Below are 24044 nucleotides of genomic sequence, written 5' to 3' on the forward strand. Positions count from 1 at the left end.
AAACCCCTCTTTCATAAGTAGTAAGTGAAGTAGAATGTATTGATAAATTTCTTCTGTTCACATTAGAAGAAATCTAATCACAAAAAAATAATTATGATGTTCTTTAACCTTTACTATTAAAAAATAGTGACTACTATCATAGACACATACATAATAGTTAAGTAATTTAAAGAATAGATAAACATTAGTGTTGCCCATTTCATCTCATTCTTCATCTTATATCCAGCAAATCCTAGTGCAACCCAACCTACATTTAATAATGTTGCAATCGTTAAAAACACAATACCTAAGTCATACAAGTAAAATGGTAGCGGTACTAAACATAACGTCCATATAACCATCTGTCTTCTTGTTACGGAGAAACCGTGTACTACTGGTAGCATTGGAATCCCAGCATTACGATATTCTTCACATCTACGAATCGCAATTGCTAGAAAATGCGGAATTTGCCATATAAATAGGATAAAGAATAACATCCACGCTTGCAGCGAAAGGCTTGGATCAACTGCAGCCCACCCAATTAATGGAGGTACAGCCCCCGAGACACTTCCAACTACTGTATTTAATGTACTTGTTCTCTTAGACCATAATGAATACAGTACTACGTAAGAGAAAACACCTATTAATCCAATTACAGCAGCTGTAATAGTCGTTAATGCTAATAGAATAGTTCCTACAAAAGTTAATAATAACCCGACGTAAAGTGCCCATTTAGGATTCATTCTTCCAGACACAGTTGGACGATCCATTGTTCTATTCATTAAATGGTCAATATCACGGTCAATATAGTTATTTAAACTACATGAACCGGCAATTACTAACGAAGAACCAATCATCGTTAATAATACAATATTTATATTGTTAAGGAAACCACTATTTGTAAAATATAGTGCTAACCAAAGCCCTGTAAATGTCGTAATAAAGTTTGAATTTACGATTCCTATCTTAATTAAAGATAAGAAATCACTCCAAGCACTAGCTTGAACACTCTTTTGAGGACGACTTTCGGCTATATTTTCTGACGCTGGATCAACAGTCCTCAAATTCGCCATTTATATTCCTCCCTTTTCTTTAAAAGCAATAGTAACAGTAATTGTCGTATTGGATGTATCCGTTTCCACTGCTAAACAATACAAAAAAATGAAACACGCCTTGTTTTTTAATATAAACGAGGATGTTCTCTGTATATTAAATCATATTTACCAAATGTTTTGTGACTATTTTTCGGAGAATTTTTGACTAATTTGTGACTCGTGTCTGAAAAACTCCTTTGAGAGCAAGAAAAAGTGTATAATAAAAGCGCTATTATAAGTTAGTATACTCTCTACTAGCACCTTTATTTATTTCTAGCAAACTCCTTACTAATATTCAACCTTTTTTAGAATAATATTTAGCATTTCATATCCAACAATATGGATTGTTATTTTTTTGGTTATTGTGTAATATTGTGTAGGACGTTTTTTATTTTAACATTTTTTTAATGCTTTTGGTATAAAATGAAAAAATACTTTTTAAGTAGGTGAATCTATTGCATAGAAAATTAAAAGGATTCGCCGTTTGTACAACCATCGTAATGCTCTTCGTATTAATAGGTGGAGCGCTTGTTACTAAAACAGATTCTGGAGATGGATGTGGTGATTCTTGGCCATTATGTCACGGTGAATTAATACCTAGCGAAATAACATTTGAACTCGTTGTAGAGTTAAGCCATCGACTTGTTTCTGGCTTAGCAGCAATTATGGTACTAGTATTAGCAGTATGGGCTTGGAGATCAATTGGTCATTTAAGAGAGACGAAATTTTTATCGATTGTTTCTTTTATATTTTTAATTCTTCAAGCGTTAATCGGTGCTGCAGCGGTAATGTGGGGACAATCCTCTTTCGTACTCGCATTACACTTTGGAATTTCCTTAATATCATTTGCCACTGTCTTTTTATTAACCCTCTTAATTTTTGAGGCTGATAAAAAGTTTGATGCTACTAAACTCATTATAGACAAAAGAATGTCTTTCCACATTATTGGTATCATTACTTATTGTTATATGGTTGTTTATACTGGTGCATTAGTAAGACATACAAATGCAAGTTTAGCATGTCCATCTTGGCCATTTTGTACTAAAAACGGTTTAGGATTCCCTACTCAGATGCATGAATGGATACAAATGGGTCACCGTGCTGCTGCAGGTTTACTATTTTTATGGATTGTATATGTAACAGTTTTAGCAATTAAGAAGTATAAACATCAACCTGTTATTCATTACGGATGGATTGTTTGTTCGCTACTCGTATCTTTACAAGTTTCAACTGGAGCAATTATCGTTTTTACTAAATTGAACTTAGTCGTTTCGTTACTGCACGCCTTAATTATTTCTTGTTTGTTTGGTGTATTAAGTTATTTTGTCATGCTAGTTACAAGAAATAAACTTAATCGACAGAATGATGCAGATCAATCTAATAAAAGTAGTATTCAAGCTTAATAAAAAATGCGGAGTAAATACTCCGCATTTTTTTTATTCTCCATTATGCAAAATTTTCTTAGGTGTCTACTCTTTTAATTCTAACAATAAATCACCTGTACTAATTGCTTCGCTTGCTTGGACATGGATTTCTTTAACTGTCCCTGAGAATGGGGCTTGGACTGTAGTTTCCATTTTCATCGCTTCGGTAATCATTAGATGATCACCTTTATTCACTTTTTCACCTTTTTCCACTAATACTTTAATTACTGTTCCAGGCATCGTTGCACCAATATGTCCTCTATTAGATGGATCGACTTTCTGCTTTGCAATAACGGAAGTTTGAACACTTTCATCTTTAATGTGAACTTCACGTGGTTGGCCATTAAGTTCAAAATAGACAACTCTTGTTCCATCTTTTTGTGGCTCTCCAATAGAAACTAATTTTACGATTAAGGTTTTACCTTGTTCAATTTCTACTTGGATTTCTTCACCAAGTCTCATCCCATATAAAAATGTTGGGGTATCTAGTACTGATATACTTCCATACATTTCATATTTTTTCTGATAATCTAAAAACACTTTCGGATAAAGTGCGTATGAAATAATTTCATGTTCGGTCACTTGACGATTAAGCTTTTGAAATAGCAATTCTTTTATTTCATCGAAATTTACATCATCAAGTAATTCTCCTGGGCGAACTCTTATAGGTTCTTTTCCTTTCAAAATAACTTTTTGTAACTGTTCTGGGAAACCACCGTGCGGCTGTCCTAAAAATCCTTCAAATAATTCAATAACGGAGTCAGGAAAATCGATCGTTTCTCCTTTATCTAAAACATCTTGTTCTGTTAAGTTATTTTGGACCATGAATAATGCCATATCTCCGACTACTTTAGAAGAAGGAGTTACTTTTACAATATCCCCAAACATATCATTAACAGTTCGATACATTTTCTTTACTTCTTCCCATCTTTCACCTAAGCCAACTGCTTTTGCTTGTTGCTGTAAGTTACTATACTGACCACCCGGCATTTCATGTTGGTATATTTCTGTATGTGGACTATTCATACCACTTTCAAAGTCTTTGTAATACTTTCGAACACCATCCCAATATTGAGAAATCTTCTCTAAAGAATCTACGTTAACATCAGGCTGCCTATTTGACCCTTCTAGAGCGTAATATAAAGTACTAGCGCTCGGTTGAGACGTTAACCCAGCCATAGAGCTTGCCGCCACATCAACAATATCTACCCCTGCTTCTATTGCTTTGGCATACATATATACACCGTTTCCACTAGTATCATGAGTATGCAAATGAATAGGAATATCAACTGTTTCTTTTAATGTAGATATTAATTCATAGGCCGCTTGTGGCTTTAACAGACCAGCCATATCTTTAATTCCTAAAATATGCGCACCTGCGTTTTCTAGTTCTTTCGCTAAATCTTTGTAGTAAGCTAAATTATATTTCGGCCTTGATACATCTAATATATCACCTGTATAACAAATAGCTGCTTCTGCTATTTTTCCGCTTTCTCGCACGGAATCTATTGCTAATGTCATACCTTTTACCCAATTCAAACTATCAAATATACGGAAAACATCAATACCAGCGTGTGCAGATTTCTCAACAAAGTCTTTAATTAGGTTATCTGGGTAGTTTTTGTACCCCACAGCATTGGATGCTCTTAATAACATTTGAAACAGAATATTCGGTGCTTTTTCACGCATTTTTAGTAGCCTTTCCCAAGGATCTTCACTTAAGAAACGGTACGCTACGTCAAATGTAGCACCTCCCCACATTTCTAAGGAGAATAGGTTAGGCAATAGTCTTGCAGTAGGTTCCGTAATTTTCATTAAATCATTTGTTCTTATTCTCGTTGCAAGAAGTGATTGGTGGGCATCTCTAAAAGTTGTATCTGTTAACAACACGTTTTCTTGTTGTTTTATCCAGTGAACAAGTCCCTCTGCTCCCTTTTCATCTAAAATTTGTTTTGTCCCTTGCGGTATAGGTTCTCTATTATTAATACTTGGAACTGCTGGCCCTTCAAAATATGGTTTACTATCTTTTTCTACACCTGGAAAACCGTTTACTGTCACATTTCCGATATATGATAGCATTTTTGTACCACGGTCTAATCGTTTAGGAAAAATAAATAACTCAGGTGTCGTATCTATAAATGAAGTATCATATTCTCCATTCATAAAATTAGGATGCTTCACTACGTTTTCTAAAAATGGAATATTTGTTTTTATTCCTCTAATACGAAATTCTTTTAAGTTGCGCTCCATTTTCATAGCTGCTTGTTCAAATGTAAGTGCCCAAGTGGAAACTTTAACAAGTAAAGAATCATAATATGGAGTAATCACTGCGCCCTGATAGCTATTTCCAGCATCAAGTCGAACACCGAAGCCTCCCCCAGATCGATAAACCATTAACTTACCTGTGTCTGGTAAGAAACCGTTCGTTGGGTCTTCCGTCGTTACACGTGACTGTATCGCATAGCCATGAATTTTAATTTCATCTTGTGGTGGGACACCTACTTCTTTATCGTTTAAACCGAAGCCTTCTGCAATTAATATTTGTGTTTGTACAATGTCTACACCAGTAATAAGTTCAGTAATAGTGTGTTCAACTTGAATACGTGGGTTTACCTCAATAAAATAAAATTCATTCCCTGACACTAAAAACTCAACTGTTCCCGCATTAACGTAATCAACATTTTTCATTAATTTAACAGCAGCATCACAAATGTCTTCACGAAGTTCTTTAGTGAGAGAGACACTTGGTGCTATTTCTACAACTTTTTGATGACGTCGTTGAATGGAGCAATCACGTTCGTAAAGATGAACGATATTTCCTTTTGTATCCCCTATTATTTGAACTTCAATATGTTTCGGTTTTTCTATTAGTTTTTCCACGTAAACATTATCATTTCCAAAAGCTGCTTTTGCTTCTGATTTTGCACGTTCAAACGATTCTTTTAGTTCAGATTTGGAATGAACAACTCTCATTCCTCTTCCTCCACCACCAAGTGCAGCCTTAATAATGATTGGATAGCCATATGTATTGGCAAAGTCCATCACTTCTTCTAACGAATGCACCGGACCGTCACTTCCTGGAATAACAGGAATTTCTGCTAACATCGCTTGCGTACGTGCTTTAACTTTATCTCCAAACATATCTAAATGTTTAGAAGTTGGACCGATAAAGACTATTCCTTCCTCTTCACATCTGCGGGCAAATTCAATATTTTCTGATAAAAAACCATAGCCGGGATGGATTGCATCTACTTTATTATCTATCGCAATTGTAATAATACCTTCGATATCTAAATATGCATCAATAGGTTTTTTTCCTTCACCAACTAAGTATGCTTCATCTGCTTTATAACGGTGATAGGAACCAACATCTTCTTTAGAATATATAGCAACTGTTCTTATATTTAATTCCGTGCATGCCCGAAATACTCGAATAGCAATTTCCCCACGGTTTGCTACTAAAATTTTGTTAATCTTTCTCATAAATAACCTCCTGAAGACATTATAATTTGATTATAGCTTTAATTCTTCACAATTCAGCAAATTCCTTCAATTTTCTCATACAAGTTTATTTGATCATGTTCATAATTCTTATTGAAGCTAACTGGGATATTCACTAAGCATATTTATTCTTTTAGACTTAAAAATCTACTATGTGCTTGTCCATTCTCAAGATTTGTAACTTTCTAACAATTAATTAGTGTAAATAAAAAGGCTCGAGTCACAAAAGCTTTGTGATTCAAGCCGCCTTATTTTATTATTTTCTTTCCCATGCTTCGTGTAAAGAAGAAAGTTCACGTTCTAACTTTCCTAAAATATCCTTACCTTCTTTTTCTGTTAACAACCCTAGTCGAACTGCGAAATCAATTTCTCGTGAAAGTCCAAACATTTGAGTATCTAACACTTCCTCATATAATGGACATTGAGGCATTGTAAGATTGTCCATTTGCACTTGTATTAATTTTAAAATTTTATCGGAATCTGCTTTTAAAAGAGATACCGCTTTTTCACGATGATCGACGATAATTTCTGATGCCAATATCGATCCCTCCGTTATCACAAATAACTATCTTTTATAAATCTTATCGCTTTTCTAGGAAAATTGCAACACAAACCATCAAAACTGTCCCACAATATATTATATTTTATGCAATATAAAAGAAGAAAAGAATATTAAAACATACTTAATTCATATTTTTCCGCTAAATATTCAAGTAAAGTTAAACCAGTATGGCTATTCCCAATCTCATTAAGGGCTGGTCCGAAAATTCCAATTCCAAACCTACCTGGAACAGACCCCATAATACCACCAGAAACACCACTTTTAGCTGGAATACCAATTTTAATGGCGAATTCACCTGAAGCATTATACATTCCACAAGTTACCATAAACGTCTTACAAATTCGTGCTACACTTTTTGGGATAAGTTGTTCGTTAGTTTCTGGATCTTTCCCGTCGAAAGCAAAAATATACCCGATTCTTGCTAACGTTAAACAGTTCATCTCGATTGCACATTGTTTTGTATATACTTCCATAATTTCTTCTACATCTCCTATGATAACTCCACTATTTTTCATAAAAAAACAAAGAGACCGGTTTAAATGAGATGTATTGAATTCAGAGATGGCAACTTCCCTATTAAATCCAATTGATTCATCTCCAGCTAACTTTCGTACAAATTGTAGTAAATTAGTAAATTTTTCATTTGCATCTTTTCCTTTTATTAAGGAAGTAATCGCCAATGCTCCAGCATTTATCATTGGGTTCAATGGTTTTGCTTGAGATTCTGTTTCTAACTTAATGATCGAATTAAAAGGGTCTCCTGTCGGTTCCATTCCTACTTTATGAAATACATGCTCTTCTCCTAAATCTATTAACGCATAGGCAAGCGAGATGATTTTTGAAATACTTTGAAGGGTAAATTTCTTCTCAATATCCCCAGCTGAAATACAATCATTATTCGGAAAAAGAATGGCACAAGATAAATCTTCTGGATTTTCCAACTGTAAGGCTGGTATGTAACTAGCCACTTTCCCTTCATTTGCTTTCCTTTTTGCTTTATCTACTAACTTTTGCAACTCAACACCACTTCTACAAGGCACTTTTTTCTTTCTCCCTTCCAACATTTCGTGTACTATAATATTAGAGTAACCTTTTTTCCTTTTTTACATCATTATGTGATTTTACTATTATGGAGGGTATGTATGGAGAATATTATTGCAATAGAGGGGAAAGTAAAGTTTCCAATTACGTTAGATCCTGGTGTTTGGATATTTGACGATCGTAGGATTGATTTAAATACATATTTTAATAAAAATGAAGCTGGTGATGCTAATGATTTAGAAGCATATACAAAGAATATTTCTAAACATTGGGATCGCGAAATAATGGAAGGTGCTATTTATCCCCCAACATTAAAGTCTGAGAAGAAATTTGAAAAAGAAAAGGTACTTACCGGTTCATTCGGTATAAAATTAAGTCCCTTTTTAAAAAATGCGGAACCACTAGAAACTGCAGAGGAAGTCGTTTTCGTTACAGAGGATAAAGAAGTGGTGATGAGTTTTAAAGATGCCCACGAAGCTATTTTTGCTTTCTCCAAAAATGGAAAGCCCTTACAAGCTGATGGGCCTGTCCACTTATACTATGGCGACGGTTCTAACAAAGAAGAACCAATCGTATCTGTAAAAAAGGTAATTTTACGATAAAAACTCGGTTCTAGGGGCTGCTCTTTTTAGGCAGCCCCTCTTATTATGAAATAATTTACAAAATATCTGCTGCTAACTTGGCTAATAGAGATCTTTCACCTTTTACAAATTTAATATGCCCTGAAAGTTGTTGTTGTTTGAATTTCTCCACAACATATGTTAGTCCATTATTATATTCATCTAAATAAGGATGATCAATTTGCTCTGGATCTCCCATTAACACAATCTTACTTCGTTCACCTACTCGAGTTAGTATCGTTTTCACTTCATGTTTCGTTAAGTTTTGCGCTTCATCAATAATGATAAATTGCTCTGGGATACTTCTACCTCTAATGTAAGTAAGAGCTTCTACCTCGATAGAACCCATTCCCGCCAATATTGCATCTAACTCTCCTGGTTTTTTAGTATTAAACAGATATTCTAAATTATCATAAATTGGTTGCATCCATGGGCGTAGCTTTTCTTCCTTTTCTCCTGGTAAAAATCCAATATCTTTTCCAACTGGCACTATTGGACGAGCAACTAACAGTTTTTTATACAAATTCAAATCTTCTGTTTGTAATAACCCAGCAGCTAATGCAACTAACGTTTTTCCAGTTCCGGCCTTTCCCGTTAGTGTTACGAGAGGGATATCACTCCTTAAAAGTAATTCAAAAGCCATAGTCTGTTGGACATTCCTTGGACGAATACCCCATATATGCTCTTGGTCAAAGGAAAGTTTTTTTACTTTTTTCCCTACGGAATCACACATACCAATTGCTGATGCAGAACCACCTAATTCGTCCTTCATAATGATAAACTGATTCGGATAAAGCGCATCTTTATTTACAAGCTGCGATACTTCCATTTCACCTTTAGCATAAAATTCATTCAAAGAACTTATTGAAGTAAATATTTCTAAAAACCCTTTGTAAATATGATCTACTTCCACCACTCTGTCATTTAAAAAATCTTGTGAAATTAGACCAATGGCATCTGCTTTAACGCGTACTAACGCATCTTTACTAACAAGAATGACCGGTCTACCATCTTCCTTCGTTTGTTCTTCTAAAGATAAATTTTTAGCGACGGCTAAAATGCGATTATCGTTCGTTTTTTCTACGAAAACTTCTTGTAACTGATGAAAGCTGCGATGATTTAATTCAATTCTTAGCGATCCCCCATTATGTAATGGTATTTTTTCGTGTAATTTACCTGATTCCCTTAACGAATCAATTAATTTTGACACTTGTCTAGCATTTCTCCCTATTTCGTCCATGTAACGCTTTTTAGAATCAACCTCTTCTAATACTACAGCTGGAATTACTACTTCATTGTCTGCAAAAGAATAAATTGAATAAGGATCTTGCAACAATACATTCGTGTCTAAAACGTATATTTTTTTCAACATGCCGCCTCCTGCTATTTATGTTTTCTTCTCTATCACCTTGTAGAAGGCGTCCGTCTCTATTAGGGTATCTTTTACTAATAGTGGACGGCCCGTTGATAAAATATATGTGACAATGAATAAAGATAGAAGAACAAATCAACAATAACTATAAAGAACATTTAAAGGAATATGTTCATTCAAGGAGTGAAGGTCTTGAAGAAAATATTAATACTTATAATGATGGCGCTTTTATTAGTTGCCTGCACAAACCAACCAAGAAACATGGGACAAGCTGGAGAAGACAATAGAATAATCCACGTTAAAGATTCAGCTAATACGCAAGTAGACAGAAAAACTGGACAAGAAGTAGCTCGACATTTAGTTGATTTGTCAACAAGAATCCCAAATGTAAATGATGCAACTGCAGTAGTCTTAGGTCCATATGCTGTTGTAGGAATTGATGTAAATTCAGATTTAGACCGCTCAAGAGTTAGTACTATTAAATACTCTGTAGCAGAAAGCTTAAAAAAAGATCCATATGGGGCTAATGCGGTAATAATTGCCGATGCAGATATGTATGTTCGTTTACAAGAAATGGGGAATGACATTCAAAACGGTAGACCTATTGCAGGAATTTTAAATGAATTAGGCGAAATGGTTGGTCGAGTAATGCCGGAAGTCCCGATTGACTTAAAAGAACCAGCAGAACCTAATCCGACTGAGGAAAATAATCAACAACTCGGAAACGACCAAGAACAAAGACTTGAACAAAAACAACAAGAGCAATCACAAGGTCATAAAGATGAAGAAAGAAATAAAAACGTAGGGAATGAATAGGTTGAAAGAACATGTAAGGTGAGGAAAATATCCTCACCTTTATTTCTTGTCTAATAGGAGTTAAATTATATTAGTTAAACTTACTTTCACGATATAGACTTTCTTGTGCTATACTTATACCATATTTTCCTTATGAGGTGGGCTAATGAGAGTTAAATGTGTCATTTGCGATAAAATTGAAAACATACATGAAGAATTACTAATTGCAAAAAAATTAAGAAATCGTCCAATACATACATACATGTGTCAAGCTTGTCACGACCGCATCGAAACAAAGACAAAAGAAAGAATCGCAACCGGGAACTTCAAACTAAACGAACCGAAAAAAAACGACGACGGCTGGTGAGAACAAAAGCGCAGGCGCTTCGTTCAGGCCCGTACAAACTGGACTGTTCCGGTAGGATATAAAGGAAACACGGCGACGGAGGAGCCGATGTTGACTTATCGTACGGACGGAACGGGAAGTTTGAGCCGGACCTAGCCGTCGAAGCTAGACATCTCCCCGCGGAAAGCAAGAGTCTGTAGTGAAGTGAAACGCACAAACTTAAAACGAATAACAACAATCAATGCTGTCTATAATGAAATGCCACTTTCCCAAACACGTCCATTTTCAGGGTAGATAAATAAAAAGGATAAACTGCAAACAAAAACCCTGAGATAATCTCAGGGTTTTTGTTATTTTGGGTAATTCGTGTACTTTTCAGGTTCGTTATTAATTTGGTCGATCATCACATCAATAAGTTCCATTGGGAATCTTACTTTTTTATTTTCACCTTGTTCCGTTGTATATAAAACATAGTACATCGGGTCTTCTTTCAATACTTGCACATTTTCAACCTTATGATCATCTTTCAAAATATTCGTGAACAATTCATACGTTTCATTTGCAGCATGATCATCCGGTCTTGCATCTGCAACAACTTTAATGGTTAACCAGTTATAGAGAGTATCTTGAAGGCTTCTCATTATGCTTCTTCCGCCTTTTTAGAATTATGAAGACGAATCTTATAAATGATTAATATTAAAGCCGCCACTACTAATCCTTCAGCAACCGGTAGCTGTATCGCTAAAAACGTTAATACCGTACTGCCAAAGAATAAGAATAAATAAATGATGGCAGATTTTAATATAGGCAATTTTAGTGCAAACCCTAGTTTATAAACTAATACGGATAAAAGAAAAATTGTGATAAATAGTAGCCACATGCCTAATTCCGGGTTTTGATCAACCCGGAACATTTTAGCAAAAGGCGAAAGGCGATCTACTACATCTTCCATATCGTTCCTCCCCCTTACTTACAAATTCATTAGTTCATTTCAGCGTATTTTTTCTTTTTAGCAATTCTTTCACGCTCGTTCTTATCTAAAAGCTTCTTACGTAAACGAATAGAATGTGGTGTAATTTCACAATACTCATCATCGTTCAAGTACTCTAATGACTCTTCAAGTGTCATAATACGTGGTTTTTTCATTCCAACTGTTTGTTCTTTATTTGCAGAACGGATATTATTTGCAGCTTTAACTTTACATATATTAACTACAAGGTCATTATCGCGGTTATGTTCACCAACAATCATTCCTTCGTAAACTTCTGTACCAGGCTCTACAAAGATTACACCTCTATCTTCAATTCCGATAATACCATAAGAAGAAGCTTTACCTGTCTCCATTGAGACTAACACACCTTGACGACGTCCCCCAACTTGACCTTGCGCCATAGGTTGATAACTGTCAAAAGTATGGTTAATAATTCCATAACCACGAGTTAATGATAAAAATTCTGTTGAATAACCGATTAAACCGCGTGAAGGTACCATGAAAATTAAACGAACTTGTCCGTTCCCATTATTAATCATGTCTAACATTTCACCTTTACGAGCACCAATTGATTCCATTACACCACCTGTATATTCTTCAGGTACATCAATTTGAACTCGTTCAACAGGTTCACATTTTACTCCATCAATTTCTCTAATGATAACTTCTGGTTTTGAAACTTGCAGCTCAAAACCTTCTCGACGCATATTTTCTATTAGAATAGATAAGTGAAGTTCACCACGACCTGAAACAACCCATGCATCAGGTGAATCTGTTTGATCAACACGTAAACTAACATCTGTTTGAAGCTGTGCTTCTAAACGTTCTTCAATTTTTCGTGATGTTACAAATTTACCTTCTTTACCAGCAAAAGGACTGTTATTAACTAAAAATGTCATTTGAAGAGTAGGTTCATCAATTCTTAAAACAGGTAAAGCGTCTTGATGTTCAACTGGACATACTGTTTCTCCAACGTTTATATCTTCCATGCCAGATACAGCAACAAGATCTCCAGCCTTTGCCTCTTCAATTTCTACACGCTTTAATCCGATAAAACCAAATAATTTAGTAACTCGGAATTGTTTTACTGAACCGTCTAGTTTCATTAATGCTACTTGTTGACCTACTTTCATCGTACCACGGAAAATACGACCAATTCCAATTCTACCTACGTAATCATTATAATCTAATAATGATACTTGGAATTGTAATGGCTCATCACTATTATCTACTGGTGCTGGAATATGGTTTATAATTCCTTCATAAATAGCTTCCATGTTTTCATCCTGTTTCTCTGGGTTCGTACTAGCTGTACCGTTAATAGCAGAAGCATACACAACAGGAAATTCAATTTGCTCTTCAGAAGCACCTAATTCAATAAATAAATCTATAACTTCATCAACAACTTCTTCAGGACGAGCAAAGTCACGGTCAATTTTGTTTACAACAACAATTGGAGTTAAGTTTTGCTCTAAAGCCTTCTTTAATACGAATCGCGTTTGTGGCATACAACCTTCATACGCATCTACAACTAAGAGAACACCGTCCACCATTTTCATGATACGTTCTACTTCTCCACCGAAGTCAGCGTGTCCTGGCGTATCCATAATGTTAATACGCGTATCTTTATAATTAATAGCAGTATTTTTCGCTAGAATAGTTATTCCACGTTCTCTTTCTATATCATTAGAGTCCATTGCACGTTCTGCTACTGTTTCATTCGTACGGAATGTACCCGCCTGATGTAATAATTTGTCTACTAACGTTGTTTTACCATGATCAACGTGAGCGATAATGGCAATATTTCGAATATCATTTCGAATCTTCATAAGTCATCTCCCTGTAAATTCAACTAATGTATAATAATATAGCTTTCTGAGTATAGTTTTCCCTCATAAAAAGTAATTATCATACGTTATTAATGCTTAACCTGTTGTATTATACCACAAACATAGTAGAAATGACGACGAGAGTTATGTAAAATATTCTTTATAGCATTAAATGCGCTTACAAGGGAGAGAGAATGATGAAGAATGTTCAATGGATTTTTGTTATGTATGCAGTGTTAGCAGCAACAGCCCTTGCCTTAATTGGTATAACAGTTGCCGAAAGAAGTACTATTGGAATAATAGGATCTATCCTTTTACTAATTATCGTAATGGGATTTGGGTTTAGACAGAAGAAAAAAGTTAGAGAACAAAATAACGGGTAACAAATATAAGGATGAGTTCACGCTCATCCTTTATATTTGTATAAATAATCGTTCATTATTTCTTCGTGTAAGCCCGGCTTCGATACAAAAACGCTATTTTGAGCTAGTAAATTTAATGGTTCACCTTTTAGCGTTGTTACATAACCACCTAACTCTTCTACAATAATAAGACCCGCAGCAAAATCCCAAGGAGATAAACGTAATGTTATATACGCATCAATTCTTCCTGTTGCAACGTAGGCCATCTCTAGTGCTGCCGATCCGTATGAGCGAGTTCCTCTTACCGCTTTTGCTAATGGAGCTAAAATAGTTGGATTTATCCTTTTGTTTTCCGTGACCCAAGTGACATTCATCCCAATTACTGCCTCGGCAACTTTTGTGCTTTTTAATTTAGGTAACTTTTCCTCATTTAAGAATGCACCATTACCTTTTATAGAGTGATATAACTCATCTAAAACAACATCATAAATAAGTCCAATTTTACCAACACCATCTTCATATACAGCAACAGAAATAGCAAAGTTTCTTTGCTGATGAACGAAATTCATTGTTCCGTCGATAGGGTCGATTATCCATACTGTTCCCTTCAATTCCTCTATTTCATTCCCAAATCCCTCTTCACCTAATATTTGATGTTCAGGATATGTCTCATTTATTTTTTTTATAAAAAACTGCTCAATTTCCTTATCCATATTAGTTACTAAGTCATCAGGAGCTGATTTTGTATGTATTAGCAATTCATTTTGAAAGGAATTTCGAATTATTTCGCCTGCTTCTTTCGTCCATTTTTTCGCATTAACATCAATGTCATACCATTTCATAGATCTCTCGCCCACTTTCATCAAATCAATTACTATTTACTTTAGCTTACTGAAACATTTACATTAAATCAAGATTGGAGCCTGACCTCATAGAAAAACGAACCACCAAGGTTCGTTATGAGTAAATAACTACTTTACTTCTTGTAAACTTGACATTTCTTCTTGTAATTTTTTTAATTTTGTTTTCGTTTCTCTTATCTTTTTTACATCATTTAATTCCAACGCTTCGTATAAAGTAGCAAGCTCATAATCAATTTCTAACTTTAATACCGAACGTCTATTTTCTATCGTTTTCTTTTTCCATGGTTTCATTACTTGCTCCATATTCTTTCCTCCTTTTCCCATCCCCGCTTACCACTTAGAAACATAGAATAAGAATAATTTGTTGGTATATATTATGAGGAAAATAAATGATATGGAACTAAATTTCAGTACCATTTTTTTGTGGTAGTTAGAATTGTTATGGTAAAATGGTGTCGAATATGGCGATTGTAGAGGAGGAATAGAGATGAATACACAGTTTTCAGGATTTAAAGAAGAAGATTTTAACGTATTTACAATAGATGGATTAGAAAACCGCATGGAGGCATTGCAAACATTTGTACAGCCTAAATTTCATGTATTAGGTGAACATTTCGCATCTGTTTTAAGCGGACAAACAGGGGACGAGATGTTTTATCATGTAGCAAAACATGCTCGTAGAACGACAAATCCTCCCAATGATTCATGGGTAGCTATTGCTGGTAATAAACGAGGATACAAAATGGTTCCTCACTTCCAAATTGGCCTTTGGGAGACACATGTTTTCGCATGGTTTGCTGTCATATACGAAGCAAACATGAAACAACAGTTTGGGAAAGAATTAATGAAAAATGTTGATACTATATACGAAAAAATTCCTAAAGATTTTGTTTGGTCTAAAGATCATATGAAGCCAGAAGTATTAAAACAAGGAGACCTGTCCAAAGAGGAGCTTTTAACACTATTTGAAAGACTTGCAACTGTTAAAAAAGCGGAAATACTTTGTGGTATACATATTCGAAAAGAAGAAGCAATTTCATTATCTGGTGAAGAAACGATAAAAAGATTTGAAGAAACATTTAAAACAGTACAACCTTTATTTGACTTAAGTAAGGCAGCAGTTTAAATAATGAAAAAGGTGTTCACTTCATTACAGTGAGCACCTTTTTTGATCAGAGTAATTATTACATTTTTATTCTTTCTCCAGCTGGAGCATTTTTAGCTTTTTGAATTGTTTTATAAGAAGAATAACCAGATAACTCTTCATATTCATCCGTTAATTTTTTCTCTTCAGATTTACTTGGGACAATTTCTTTAAATCGACGATATTTAAACATTAAAGTATCTCTTTCAATCCCTTTCAAATATGCTTCCTCTACAGCTTCATAAAAAGCAATGACATCAATTATTTCGTCTGTGCTCCAATCAATCGACAGCGGATAGGAAAAATCCATAAAACTCACCTCTAGTACAAAATAATGTTAAGTATAACAATTCATTCAATCACTTGCCATTATTATATCCAAGCTTTACGAATCTTTTCTCCTTCCTTAACGATACTATTTATTAGTTCTTCAACTGTTGGCACATCATTTATTAACCCCATCACTTGTCCAGCCCAACCAAACCCTTTATGAACCTCTCCTTCATATATAAAACGCTTATTCGCAATTCCACTTATATATTCTTTTAATTCCTCGTATCCTTTACCTTCAGATTCTACTTGTAAAATTTTCTCTGTCCATTCATTTTGTATTGCTCTTCCTGGCGCACCAAGTGTTCGTTTAATAACAACGGTGTCATTTTCAGAACCATTTACAAGCATCTCTTTGTAAATAGGATGAGCGTGTATACATTCCTTCGTTGCAATAAACCGTGTGCCCATCTCAATTCCTTCGGCTCCAAGTGAGAGAGCTGCCATTAATCCACGGCCATCTCCTATACCTCCTGATGCGATTACAGGAATAGAGACAGAATCAACTACTTTTGGTACTAGTACCATCGTACCTATGTCACTTTTCCCTAAATGCCCTCCCCCTTCCTGTCCTACAACCATTACTGCATCCGCACCAAGTTCTTCCGCTTTTTCCGCTTGCCTTCTTGCTGCTACTAACACTAATTTTTTTACATTCGTATTTTCTAATCTTTTAAATATCGGCGTTGGATTTCCACCAGTCATTGAAATTACAGGAACTTCTTCTTCTATAGCAACATTCAGCATATCTTCAAATGGCCTTCCATGCTGTCCAATAGCAAAATTAACTCCAAATGGTTGATTGGTTAGTTTTCTTACTTTATGTATTTCCATTCTTAAATCGTTAGGTGTTGATAAACTCATAGCTGTAATTTGACCAAGTCCACCCGCATTAGATACAGATGCTGCCAAATCAGCGTACGCTAAATATGCGAGCCCACCTTGTATAATTGGATATTTAATATTTAATAAATCGGTAACTCTCGTGCTCCATTCCATTTTATCTCCTCCAAAATATTAATACCTACTACTACTTCTAGTTTCATCGAAAAAATCCTTTATACTTGAACAACTGAATTCGAAGTATTGTATTTGTAAACTTCCACTGTGAAATTATAATAAAAAATTCTTTGCAAATAATACAAGAAATGCTATAATCCTTTTGTTTTATGTAATATTTTTCACTAATTGAAACATAACTAGATTTAAAGAGGTGTTAACATAAATTGACTATTAACCAAAATTCTACACCGTTGTTTTCCGGACTTGTGGAACATGCAAAGAAAAACCCAATTCAATTTCACATACCGGGACATAAAAAAGGAACCGGAATGGATCCAGAGTTCCGTAACTATATTGGGGAAAACGCATTATCAATCGATTTAATAAATATCGGGCCGCTTGACGACCTACATCATCCAAAAGGTATTATAAAAGAAGCACAAGACCTCGCTGCAAAAGCGTTTGGTGCGGATCACACGTTTTTTTCTGTACAAGGTACAAGTGGAGCCATTATGACGATGGTAATGGCAGTTTGTGGTCCTGGAGAAAAAATAATTGTTCCTCGAAATGTGCATAAATCTGTAATGAGTGCCATCGTTTTCTCAGGTGCTGTTCCAATTTTTATACACCCAGAAGTAGATAAAGAATTAGGAATTTCTCACGGTATAACAACAGATGCAGTAGAGCGTGCGTTACAACAACATCCAGATGCAAAAGGCGTATTAGTGATAAACCCAACGTATTTTGGAATTTCGGCTGATTTAAGTAAAATAGTCGAACTAGCCCATTCTTACGATGTTCCTGTATTAGTCGACGAAGCACATGGAGTGCATATACATTTCCATGAAGAGTTACCACTTTCTGCAATGCAAGCAGGGGCAGATATGGCAGCTACTAGTGTACATAAATTAGGCGGGTCTATGACGCAAAGCTCCATTTTAAATGTGCGAGAAGGTTTAGTAAATGTAAATCGTATTCAATCGATATTAAGTATGCTTACTACAACATCAACATCCTATTTATTACTAGCTTCTTTAGATGTAGCACGAAAAAGGTTAGCAACAGAAGGACATGATATTATTGACCAAGCAATAAAACTTGCCAATAAAACACGTAAAAGAATTAATGAAATTGAACATTTGTATTGTGTTGGGGAAGAAATATTAGGTACAAAAGCAACGTTTGACGCTGATCCTACAAAGTTGATAATATCAACTAAAAATCTCTCTATAAACGGATACGATGTAGAAAAATGGCTACGCGAAAAGTACAATATCGAGGTAGAATTGTCAGATTTATACAATATACTATGTATTATTACACCAGGTGATAGTGATAAAGAAACAGATATACTAGTAGACGCTCTAAAAGATTTATCGCAAGCTTTTGGGTTAGACGAGTCAAACCCTCATAACCATAAAGAAGTATATTTACCAGATATACCAGTATTAGCGATTGCACCTCGTGAGGCTTTTTATTCTGAAACTGAAGTTGTTCCTTTTGAAGAATCTGCTGGTCGAGTTATTGCAGAATTCATCATGGTTTATCCACCAGGGATTCCGATTTTCACACCAGGAGAGATTATTACGGAAGATAATTTACGTTATATACAAATGAATATAGAAGCCGGCTTACCAGTTCAAGGCCCAGAAGATTATGAATTAAAGACACTAAGAGTTATTAAAGAACATGTTGCAATTAAATAATATATAAAAGAGCTTAGCTACGGTGCTGCCTGAAGTTAAAAGAAAGATCTGACTTTTCCAGGTGGCACCGTGCCAAGCTCTTTTTTACAAAAAAAGAAAAAGGATGAAATCACTTTTCATCCTAATATTTCTACCCATCCATATATTTAGTTGAAACTACTAAACTATTATTTATAAAAACCCCTGTTTAACTACTTTTTTTCTTCTTTACTAGTACACTTACAACTACTGCATTTTGCATAGAGAGTGGAAACTTTTTCTGTTTCAAAATATTCTAACGTTGCTTGACATGTTTGACATACGATTGTACCCATTTCTCCATTTCCCCTTTACTCGTTTTGTTAAAAACGTTTTGTAATACACTTTTGTAAGCGTTATCCTTTATTAATTTAATCATAAATCACGCAATGTGTTATGTCAATAGTTAAATTGTATAACACATTAATTATTTTTTTATAGAATAGTAGTCATAAAAATGAATAGATTTTTATAAAGTAGTAGGATATGTGTATAATAAAAAAGCTCCTAATAGTGAGTTATCACCTATTAGAAGCTTTTGTTTTGCTTATGACCTCGTATTTATTTTAGTTTGGAGAGTCTTTAATTGTTTCATTAATTCGTTATATTCCTCCATACTAATATTGCATAATTGGATTTCATTAGCAACTTGTGTCGTGATTATCTTTTTTTGTGTTATCGCTTTTTCTTGTAAAAATATATAGACATTTCGCTCATCCACTTCGGAACGCACTTTTTCAAGCCAACCTTTATCAACCATTCTTTTAATCATTGGTGTCAACGTCCCCGTACCTAAATTTAGCTTTTGTCCTAATTGTTTAAGAGTAATTCCGTCTTTCTCCCATAGTGCTAATAATACTAAATATTGTGGATACGTCATATCATAAGGTTTTAAAACTTTTGTATATAATTTAATAAATTCATTTGCTGTTTCATAGATAGCAAAACATAGTTGGTTTTCTAGCGTTAAAAAATCTTCCATTTCTTCACCTACAAATTCAGTAACCTTTGAATGTCCTTTTCAATGTTTCCAGGCTCTGTAGTAGGAGCATATCTTTCAACTACTTGACCATTTTCATCAACAAGAAATTTGGTGAAATTCCATTTAATATTTTTAGTTAGTAACCCTTTCTTCTTTGTTTTTAAAAATGTGAATAGTGGTTCTTCCTTATCACCATTAACATCGACTTTTGCAAACATAGGAAAAGATACACCATAATTTAATTGACAAAATTGTGTTGTTTCATCGATATCATCAAATTCTTGATTATTAAATTGATCACAAGGGAAGCCAAGTATTTGCAGACCTTGATCTTTATACTTTTCATAAAGTTCCTGCAACCCTTTAAATTGTGGTGTAAGTCCACACTTACTAGCAGTATTGACAATTAGTAGAGCTTTTGCATTGAAATTTTTTAATGAAATTTCATCACCACTAGGTTTTTTAACAGTAAAGTCATATACGGAATTCAACATTATCACTCCTGTTCCTCATTAAATCGTACACGATTTAATCATACAAAATTTATCTACGAATAACAAATATTTCATACTATGTTTATAAAAACAAAAAAGAGCTAAGATTTCTCTAAGCTCTTTTTAGTCAAATATTAATATTGTTCCGTAAATGGGACATTTGGTATAGCTGATTTAAAAAATTCGGCTAAATCTTCTGCTTGTTCCTTGGAATCAATCCGGAAAACAGTTTGTAGGTGATTTAAATCGGTTATATCTTTAGGGTCGAGGAGGGTTGAGCGGCCAGTTTGCATACAAACGACTAGAGGTTTTCCAAAAAATAAATTTGTGTAAACAATTGCAAAATCATATCGAGCTTCTTCCGTTGTAAAGCCTACAAATCGGGCATTTACATTTTCATTATCATCATATAATTTGTCAAATAGGTTCATAAGGACCTCCTTTTTATTTTTTTATTCTGAATTTTATTATAACCTAAAACTTAAAATTTTAGCAACAAAATTTTAACGTTGTCAAATTATTCATGCAAATGCTAGAATGATATTATTAGAGCATTTACTAGGAGTGAGTAGAATGGCAAGTAGTGCATATATTAAACTAGTTCCAAAATCAAAAAAGAAAACACTTACAATCGACGACGTGAAAGAGTTATTCCACTATTATAAAGATATTACATCTAAAACAGGTCAACAACTAAGCTGGCAATACGAAGAATCCTCCTTCCCTTATATGATAAAAGAGAATCCAGAAGGAGCAGGAAAATGGTTTTATTTAAAAGGTATAGAAGATCGCTACAAGATGATTTTAGTCGGTATAGGTTCACAACCTAGTGAAAATGGAGAAGACGAGGAAACATTATCATACATCCAAATAACGTTACATGACCAATCTACACATGGCGACAAAGGAAAAGCTAATGAATATTGTAAGTTTATCGCTAAAAAACTAGAAGCAGAACTGCAATTATTTACAGGAAAAGTTATGTATTTTTATAAAAGATAAAAAAACAACGGCTAATTATGCCGTTGTTTTTGTTTTAAGGTGTTTCAATCAAGTCAGGATCTACGATTTCATATCCTTTTTCTTGTAATCCTACTACAATGTCCTCTAAAGCTTCACTTGTCCATTCACGATCATGCATTAAAAGATTTGCACCATCTCTAAGTTCTGGTGCATTTACCATTATGTCTGATATTGTTTCTTTTGTTTTATAATCAGGTTCCCAGTCATATCCATACGTCCAATTCATTAGAAGCATTCCTTCTTCTTTTACTATATCTTTAGCATAATCAGTATTTACACCAAATGGTGCTCTAAAAAACTTTGGACGCTCTCCTATTATCTCTTCTACTACATTATTAAGTTCTACTATTTCAGATTTTTGCTCTTCCTCACTGATAGTTGAAAGCCTTTTATGTGTCATTGTATGGTTTCCTATTGGAAAACCAAGCCTATGAATTTCCTTTAACACTTTCTTTTCTTCTTCCGTATCAAGAAAATGGCCATTTACAAAGAATATGGCTTTTACACCTAAAGTATGTAATGTCTCAGCCATATGAAGAGCATATCGATCCGGCGCATCGTCAATTGTTAGAAGCACCACTTTTGGATTTGCATTATCAATTGGTACGATGCTCCAGTCACCACTTATTTTATATTGAGGACTAATATTAATTTGCTCTTTTTCATTTTGTTCATCAGTTACAGGGCTATCTACTATCTCATCGTTATTATCTTCAGGGGATGAAGGATTCTCCTCTACATCTGTCTCCATATCAATAACAGGCTCTTCGTTGTCTTGTTTGTTGTTTGTGTCTTCCACCATATTATTATTCGTACAAGCAGTTAGGAAGAGTAAAAGTACGCTAGAAATAATCCAGTTTTTCATTTCCTTTCCTCCATCTTTTTAGCTATTTGTGTTTTTTAGCACTCTACATATTTTACAATTGAATACATCTTATTTTTGTAAATGAAAAACGAGCATCAAATTTATACAGAGTATCACATAGTACATATAATACTAGTAGTTAGAAACTGTTTGCAACGTTTTTAAGGAAAGAATTATTTTATGTACCATTTAAATGAGGGCACTGGTCGTAATCAAAATTGCTACAATATAAAAAAGTTGTCTACTTAGTATAATACTAAATAGACAACTTCTCATATGATAAATTTTTATTTTACGATATGAATTGGACTTCCTATAGCTACTTCCGCAGCTTCCATTGTGATTTCCCCTAAAGTTGGGTGAGCATGGATAGTCATCGCTAAGTCTTCAGCTGTCATGCCCGTCTCAATTGCTAGCCCTAATTCAGCAATCATGTCAGATGCGCTTGCACCGGCAATTTGTGCACCAATTACAAGACCATCTTCTTTTCTAGTAACAAGCTTCAAGAAGCCGTCTGTAGTGTTTAGAGCAAGAGCACGTCCATTTGCAGCAAATGGGAATTTAGCAGCTGTTACTTCAATACCTTCCTCTTTAGCTTCTTGTTCTGTATAACCAACAGAAGCTAATTCCGGTTCAGTGAATACAACAGCAGGGATTCCATGATAATCAATTTCTGAAGGATGTCCTGAAATAGCTTCAGCAGCTATTTTTCCTTCATATGATGCTTTATGAGCTAGTGGTGGTCCCTCTACAATATCACCAATTGCGTAGATGTTCGAAATGTTTGTACGGCATTGTTTATCAATTTTGATAATCCCACGTTCCGTCATTTCAACTCCTACTTGTTCTAAGCCCATTTCATCTGTATTTGGACGGCGACCAACCGTTACTAATACGTAATCAGCCTCAATAACTTTTTCTTCACCTTTTACTTCTATCGTAACTTTCACGCCGTCTGCTGATTCTTCAACGCCTTTAGCCATTGCTTTCGTGAAGATTTCAACATTTCCTTTTTTCTTTAAGTTACGTTTTACTAAAGCACTCATTTGTTTTTCGAAACCAGCTAAAATTTCATCGCCTGCTTCTACTATTACAACTTCCGTGCCAAAGTTTGCATAAGCTGTACCTAATTCTGTACCGATATAACCCCCACCAATTACGATCATCTTTTTAGGGATTTCTTCAAGCGCTAAAGCTCCTGTAGAATCTAGGACACGTTTAGAATATTTGAACGTTGGAATTTCAATTGGGCGAGACCCAGAAGCTATAATACAGTTGTTAAACTTGTATGTTTGAGCAGAGTTCTCATCCATGATACGAACTGTGTTTGCATCTACGAAATATGCTTCACCACGTACTATATCTACTTTATTACCTTTTAGAAGTCCTTCAACTCCACCAGTAAGTTTTTTCACTACTCCTGCTTTGAATTGTTGAACTTTAGAAAAATCAACTGTTACATTTTCAGCTTTAATTCCCATATCTGCAGAATGTAGAGCTGTTTCATAACGATGTGCTGCTGATATTAAAGCTTTTGATGGGATACAACCTACGTTTAAACATACTCCACCAAGTGTAGCTTTTTCAACAATTGTTACTTTTTGTCCTAATTGTGCTGCACGAATTGCAGCTACATATCCACCAGGACCCGCTCCAATGACAAGCGTATCTACATCTATTGCGAAATCTCCAACTACCATT

Annotated in this window: 26 protein-coding genes; 8 read left to right on the forward strand and 18 right to left on the reverse strand. The window is 34.6% G+C overall.

Annotated features, from left to right (window positions below; all coding sequences use genetic code 11):
• Positions 1-116: 116 nt before the first annotated feature.
• Positions 117-1052, reverse strand: a complete 936-nt coding sequence (gene cyoE / locus O1A01_RS16005; protein WP_270064485.1) for a heme o synthase — start codon at positions 1050-1052, stop codon at positions 117-119.
• Positions 1053-1528: 476 nt separating this feature from the next.
• Here cyoE and O1A01_RS16010 point away from each other — a divergent pair, with 476 nt between their 5' ends.
• Positions 1529-2476: a COX15/CtaA family protein gene (locus tag O1A01_RS16010; protein WP_270064486.1), complete on the forward strand. Its 948-nt coding sequence runs from the start codon at positions 1529-1531 to the stop codon at positions 2474-2476.
• Positions 2477-2542: 66 nt separating this feature from the next.
• Here the strand turns inward: O1A01_RS16010 and pyc are convergent, their stop codons facing one another.
• The 3 genes from pyc to glsA form a co-directional block, all read right to left on the reverse strand.
• On the reverse strand, positions 2543-5980 hold the full coding sequence (pyc, locus tag O1A01_RS16015; protein ID WP_066419343.1) for a pyruvate carboxylase: 3438 nt from the start codon (positions 5978-5980) through the stop codon (positions 2543-2545).
• A gap of 274 nt (positions 5981-6254) precedes the next feature.
• Positions 6255-6536, reverse strand: a complete 282-nt coding sequence (locus tag O1A01_RS16020) for an Fpa/YlaN family protein (protein ID WP_066419345.1) — start codon at positions 6534-6536, stop codon at positions 6255-6257.
• Positions 6537-6670: 134 nt separating this feature from the next.
• Complete coding sequence (gene glsA, locus O1A01_RS16025; RefSeq protein WP_235858228.1) at positions 6671-7600, reverse strand: glutaminase A; 930 nt, start codon at positions 7598-7600, stop codon at positions 6671-6673.
• 102 nt (positions 7601-7702) lie between these two features.
• On the opposite strand from glsA, the gene O1A01_RS16030 reads away from it, so the two are divergent.
• Positions 7703-8203 carry a hypothetical protein gene (locus O1A01_RS16030; RefSeq protein ID WP_066419349.1) on the forward strand — a complete coding sequence of 167 codons (501 nt, stop codon included), beginning with the start codon at positions 7703-7705 and terminating at the stop codon, positions 8201-8203.
• Between the two features lie 55 nt (positions 8204-8258).
• Here the strand turns inward: O1A01_RS16030 and O1A01_RS16035 are convergent, their stop codons facing one another.
• Complete coding sequence (locus tag O1A01_RS16035; RefSeq protein ID WP_066419350.1) at positions 8259-9593, reverse strand: PhoH family protein; 1335 nt, start codon at positions 9591-9593, stop codon at positions 8259-8261.
• Positions 9594-9776: 183 nt separating this feature from the next.
• On the opposite strand from O1A01_RS16035, the gene O1A01_RS16040 reads away from it, so the two are divergent.
• Positions 9777-10409, forward strand: a complete 633-nt coding sequence (locus O1A01_RS16040) for a YhcN/YlaJ family sporulation lipoprotein (RefSeq protein ID WP_333482941.1) — start codon at positions 9777-9779, stop codon at positions 10407-10409.
• Positions 10410-10554: 145 nt separating this feature from the next.
• Positions 10555-10755, forward strand: coding sequence for a YlaI family protein (locus O1A01_RS16045; RefSeq protein WP_270064488.1), 201 nt, complete (start codon positions 10555-10557; stop codon positions 10753-10755).
• 329 nt (positions 10756-11084) lie between these two features.
• Here the strand turns inward: O1A01_RS16045 and O1A01_RS16050 are convergent, their stop codons facing one another.
• Genes O1A01_RS16050 through typA form a run of 3 tightly spaced genes read right to left on the reverse strand, consistent with a single transcriptional unit; the run spans position 11085 to position 13554 of the window.
• Positions 11085-11375 (reverse strand): hypothetical protein, encoded by a 291-nt coding sequence (locus tag O1A01_RS16050; RefSeq protein WP_066420071.1) that lies wholly within the window; start codon positions 11373-11375, stop codon positions 11085-11087.
• A complete protein-coding gene (locus O1A01_RS16055; RefSeq protein ID WP_270064489.1) occupies positions 11375-11686 on the reverse strand; it encodes a YlaH-like family protein in 312 nt (103 codons plus the stop codon). Before O1A01_RS16055 ends, O1A01_RS16050 begins: the two co-directional genes overlap by 1 nt.
• Before the next feature lie 29 nt (positions 11687-11715).
• Entirely contained in the window at positions 11716-13554 is a 1839-nt protein-coding gene (typA, locus tag O1A01_RS16060) for a translational GTPase TypA (RefSeq protein ID WP_066420068.1), read from the reverse strand.
• Between the two features lie 194 nt (positions 13555-13748).
• Here typA and O1A01_RS16065 point away from each other — a divergent pair, with 194 nt between their 5' ends.
• On the forward strand, positions 13749-13937 hold the full coding sequence (locus tag O1A01_RS16065) for a DUF5325 family protein (protein ID WP_333482914.1): 189 nt from the start codon (positions 13749-13751) through the stop codon (positions 13935-13937).
• A 23-nt stretch (positions 13938-13960) separates the two neighbouring features.
• Here the strand turns inward: O1A01_RS16065 and O1A01_RS16070 are convergent, their stop codons facing one another.
• Positions 13961-14758 carry an inositol monophosphatase family protein gene (locus tag O1A01_RS16070; protein WP_084380665.1) on the reverse strand — a complete coding sequence of 266 codons (798 nt, stop codon included), beginning with the start codon at positions 14756-14758 and terminating at the stop codon, positions 13961-13963.
• A gap of 129 nt (positions 14759-14887) precedes the next feature.
• Positions 14888-15082, reverse strand: a complete 195-nt coding sequence (locus O1A01_RS16075; RefSeq protein WP_066420060.1) for a hypothetical protein — start codon at positions 15080-15082, stop codon at positions 14888-14890.
• A gap of 184 nt (positions 15083-15266) precedes the next feature.
• Between O1A01_RS16075 and O1A01_RS16080 the strand changes: the two genes are divergently transcribed.
• The gene (locus O1A01_RS16080; RefSeq protein ID WP_066420059.1) at positions 15267-15905 is read left to right on the forward strand and encodes a YktB family protein; all 639 of its coding nucleotides are present in this window, start codon (positions 15267-15269) and stop codon (positions 15903-15905) included.
• A gap of 58 nt (positions 15906-15963) precedes the next feature.
• On the opposite strand, the gene O1A01_RS16085 is transcribed toward O1A01_RS16080, so the two are convergent.
• Together O1A01_RS16085 and O1A01_RS16090 are read right to left on the reverse strand one after the other, a co-directional pair.
• On the reverse strand, positions 15964-16233 hold the full coding sequence (locus O1A01_RS16085) for a UPF0223 family protein (RefSeq protein ID WP_066420057.1): 270 nt from the start codon (positions 16231-16233) through the stop codon (positions 15964-15966).
• A 62-nt stretch (positions 16234-16295) separates the two neighbouring features.
• The gene (locus O1A01_RS16090; protein ID WP_066420056.1) at positions 16296-17252 is read right to left on the reverse strand and encodes an NAD(P)H-dependent flavin oxidoreductase; all 957 of its coding nucleotides are present in this window, start codon (positions 17250-17252) and stop codon (positions 16296-16298) included.
• 233 nt (positions 17253-17485) lie between these two features.
• Here O1A01_RS16090 and O1A01_RS16095 point away from each other — a divergent pair, with 233 nt between their 5' ends.
• Positions 17486-18961 carry an aminotransferase class I/II-fold pyridoxal phosphate-dependent enzyme gene (locus O1A01_RS16095; protein ID WP_066420072.1) on the forward strand — a complete coding sequence of 492 codons (1476 nt, stop codon included), beginning with the start codon at positions 17486-17488 and terminating at the stop codon, positions 18959-18961.
• 191 nt (positions 18962-19152) lie between these two features.
• Here the strand turns inward: O1A01_RS16095 and O1A01_RS16100 are convergent, their stop codons facing one another.
• The 4 genes from O1A01_RS16100 to O1A01_RS16115 all read right to left on the reverse strand — a co-directional run bounded on the left by O1A01_RS16100 (position 19153) and on the right by O1A01_RS16115 (position 20886).
• On the reverse strand, positions 19153-19275 hold the full coding sequence (locus tag O1A01_RS16100) for a GapA-binding peptide SR1P (protein ID WP_066420055.1): 123 nt from the start codon (positions 19273-19275) through the stop codon (positions 19153-19155).
• 251 nt (positions 19276-19526) lie between these two features.
• A complete protein-coding gene (locus O1A01_RS16105; RefSeq protein ID WP_270064490.1) occupies positions 19527-19961 on the reverse strand; it encodes a MarR family winged helix-turn-helix transcriptional regulator in 435 nt (144 codons plus the stop codon).
• An 8-nt stretch (positions 19962-19969) separates the two neighbouring features.
• Positions 19970-20452, reverse strand: coding sequence for a glutathione peroxidase (locus O1A01_RS16110; protein WP_066420052.1), 483 nt, complete (start codon positions 20450-20452; stop codon positions 19970-19972).
• Positions 20453-20589: 137 nt separating this feature from the next.
• Positions 20590-20886, reverse strand: a complete 297-nt coding sequence (locus tag O1A01_RS16115; protein ID WP_066420051.1) for a DUF3055 domain-containing protein — start codon at positions 20884-20886, stop codon at positions 20590-20592.
• A 142-nt stretch (positions 20887-21028) separates the two neighbouring features.
• Here O1A01_RS16115 and O1A01_RS16120 point away from each other — a divergent pair, with 142 nt between their 5' ends.
• Positions 21029-21457 carry a DUF1885 family protein gene (locus tag O1A01_RS16120; RefSeq protein WP_066420047.1) on the forward strand — a complete coding sequence of 143 codons (429 nt, stop codon included), beginning with the start codon at positions 21029-21031 and terminating at the stop codon, positions 21455-21457.
• A 34-nt stretch (positions 21458-21491) separates the two neighbouring features.
• Here the strand turns inward: O1A01_RS16120 and O1A01_RS16125 are convergent, their stop codons facing one another.
• Together O1A01_RS16125 and lpdA are read right to left on the reverse strand one after the other, a co-directional pair.
• Positions 21492-22343: a polysaccharide deacetylase family protein gene (locus O1A01_RS16125; RefSeq protein ID WP_066420045.1), complete on the reverse strand. Its 852-nt coding sequence runs from the start codon at positions 22341-22343 to the stop codon at positions 21492-21494.
• A gap of 287 nt (positions 22344-22630) precedes the next feature.
• Positions 22631-24043, reverse strand: coding sequence for a dihydrolipoyl dehydrogenase (lpdA, locus tag O1A01_RS16130; RefSeq protein ID WP_066420043.1), 1413 nt, complete (start codon positions 24041-24043; stop codon positions 22631-22633).
• Between the last annotated feature and the right edge of the window lies 1 nt (position 24044).

Source organism: Sutcliffiella sp. NC1 (assembly GCF_027594365.1).
In the GTDB taxonomy this organism is placed as follows: domain Bacteria; phylum Bacillota; class Bacilli; order Bacillales; family Bacillaceae_I; genus Sutcliffiella; species Sutcliffiella cohnii.

What these genes read in the sequence shown, in the direction of transcription:
- pyc (WP_066419343.1), bottom strand. Translation starts at nt 5,980, where the DNA reads ATGAGAAAGATTAACAAAATTTTAGTAGCAAACCGTGGGGAAATTGCT.
- O1A01_RS16030 (WP_066419349.1), top strand. Translation starts at nt 7,703, where the DNA reads ATGGAGAATATTATTGCAATAGAGGGGAAAGTAAAGTTTCCAATTACG.
- O1A01_RS16125 (WP_066420045.1), bottom strand. Translation starts at nt 22,343, where the DNA reads ATGAAAAACTGGATTATTTCTAGCGTACTTTTACTCTTCCTAACTGCT.
- O1A01_RS16035 (WP_066419350.1), bottom strand. Translation starts at nt 9,593, where the DNA reads ATGTTGAAAAAAATATACGTTTTAGACACGAATGTATTGTTGCAAGAT.
- O1A01_RS16065 (WP_333482914.1), top strand. Translation starts at nt 13,749, where the DNA reads ATGATGAAGAATGTTCAATGGATTTTTGTTATGTATGCAGTGTTAGCA.
- O1A01_RS16085 (WP_066420057.1), bottom strand. Translation starts at nt 16,233, where the DNA reads ATGGATTTTTCCTATCCGCTGTCGATTGATTGGAGCACAGACGAAATA.
- O1A01_RS16100 (WP_066420055.1), bottom strand. Translation starts at nt 19,275, where the DNA reads ATGGGTACAATCGTATGTCAAACATGTCAAGCAACGTTAGAATATTTT.
- O1A01_RS16115 (WP_066420051.1), bottom strand. Translation starts at nt 20,886, where the DNA reads ATGAACCTATTTGACAAATTATATGATGATAATGAAAATGTAAATGCC.
- O1A01_RS16090 (WP_066420056.1), bottom strand. Translation starts at nt 17,252, where the DNA reads ATGGAATGGAGCACGAGAGTTACCGATTTATTAAATATTAAATATCCA.
- O1A01_RS16050 (WP_066420071.1), bottom strand. Translation starts at nt 11,375, where the DNA reads ATGAGAAGCCTTCAAGATACTCTCTATAACTGGTTAACCATTAAAGTT.
- typA (WP_066420068.1), bottom strand. Translation starts at nt 13,554, where the DNA reads ATGAAGATTCGAAATGATATTCGAAATATTGCCATTATCGCTCACGTT.
- O1A01_RS16070 (WP_084380665.1), bottom strand. Translation starts at nt 14,758, where the DNA reads ATGAAATGGTATGACATTGATGTTAATGCGAAAAAATGGACGAAAGAA.
- O1A01_RS16045 (WP_270064488.1), top strand. Translation starts at nt 10,555, where the DNA reads ATGAGAGTTAAATGTGTCATTTGCGATAAAATTGAAAACATACATGAA.
- lpdA (WP_066420043.1), bottom strand. Translation starts at nt 24,043, where the DNA reads ATGGTAGTTGGAGATTTCGCAATAGATGTAGATACGCTTGTCATTGGA.
- O1A01_RS16120 (WP_066420047.1), top strand. Translation starts at nt 21,029, where the DNA reads ATGGCAAGTAGTGCATATATTAAACTAGTTCCAAAATCAAAAAAGAAA.
- O1A01_RS16055 (WP_270064489.1), bottom strand. Translation starts at nt 11,686, where the DNA reads ATGGAAGATGTAGTAGATCGCCTTTCGCCTTTTGCTAAAATGTTCCGG.
- O1A01_RS16075 (WP_066420060.1), bottom strand. Translation starts at nt 15,082, where the DNA reads ATGGAGCAAGTAATGAAACCATGGAAAAAGAAAACGATAGAAAATAGA.
- O1A01_RS16105 (WP_270064490.1), bottom strand. Translation starts at nt 19,961, where the DNA reads ATGGAAGATTTTTTAACGCTAGAAAACCAACTATGTTTTGCTATCTAT.
- O1A01_RS16080 (WP_066420059.1), top strand. Translation starts at nt 15,267, where the DNA reads ATGAATACACAGTTTTCAGGATTTAAAGAAGAAGATTTTAACGTATTT.
- cyoE (WP_270064485.1), bottom strand. Translation starts at nt 1,052, where the DNA reads ATGGCGAATTTGAGGACTGTTGATCCAGCGTCAGAAAATATAGCCGAA.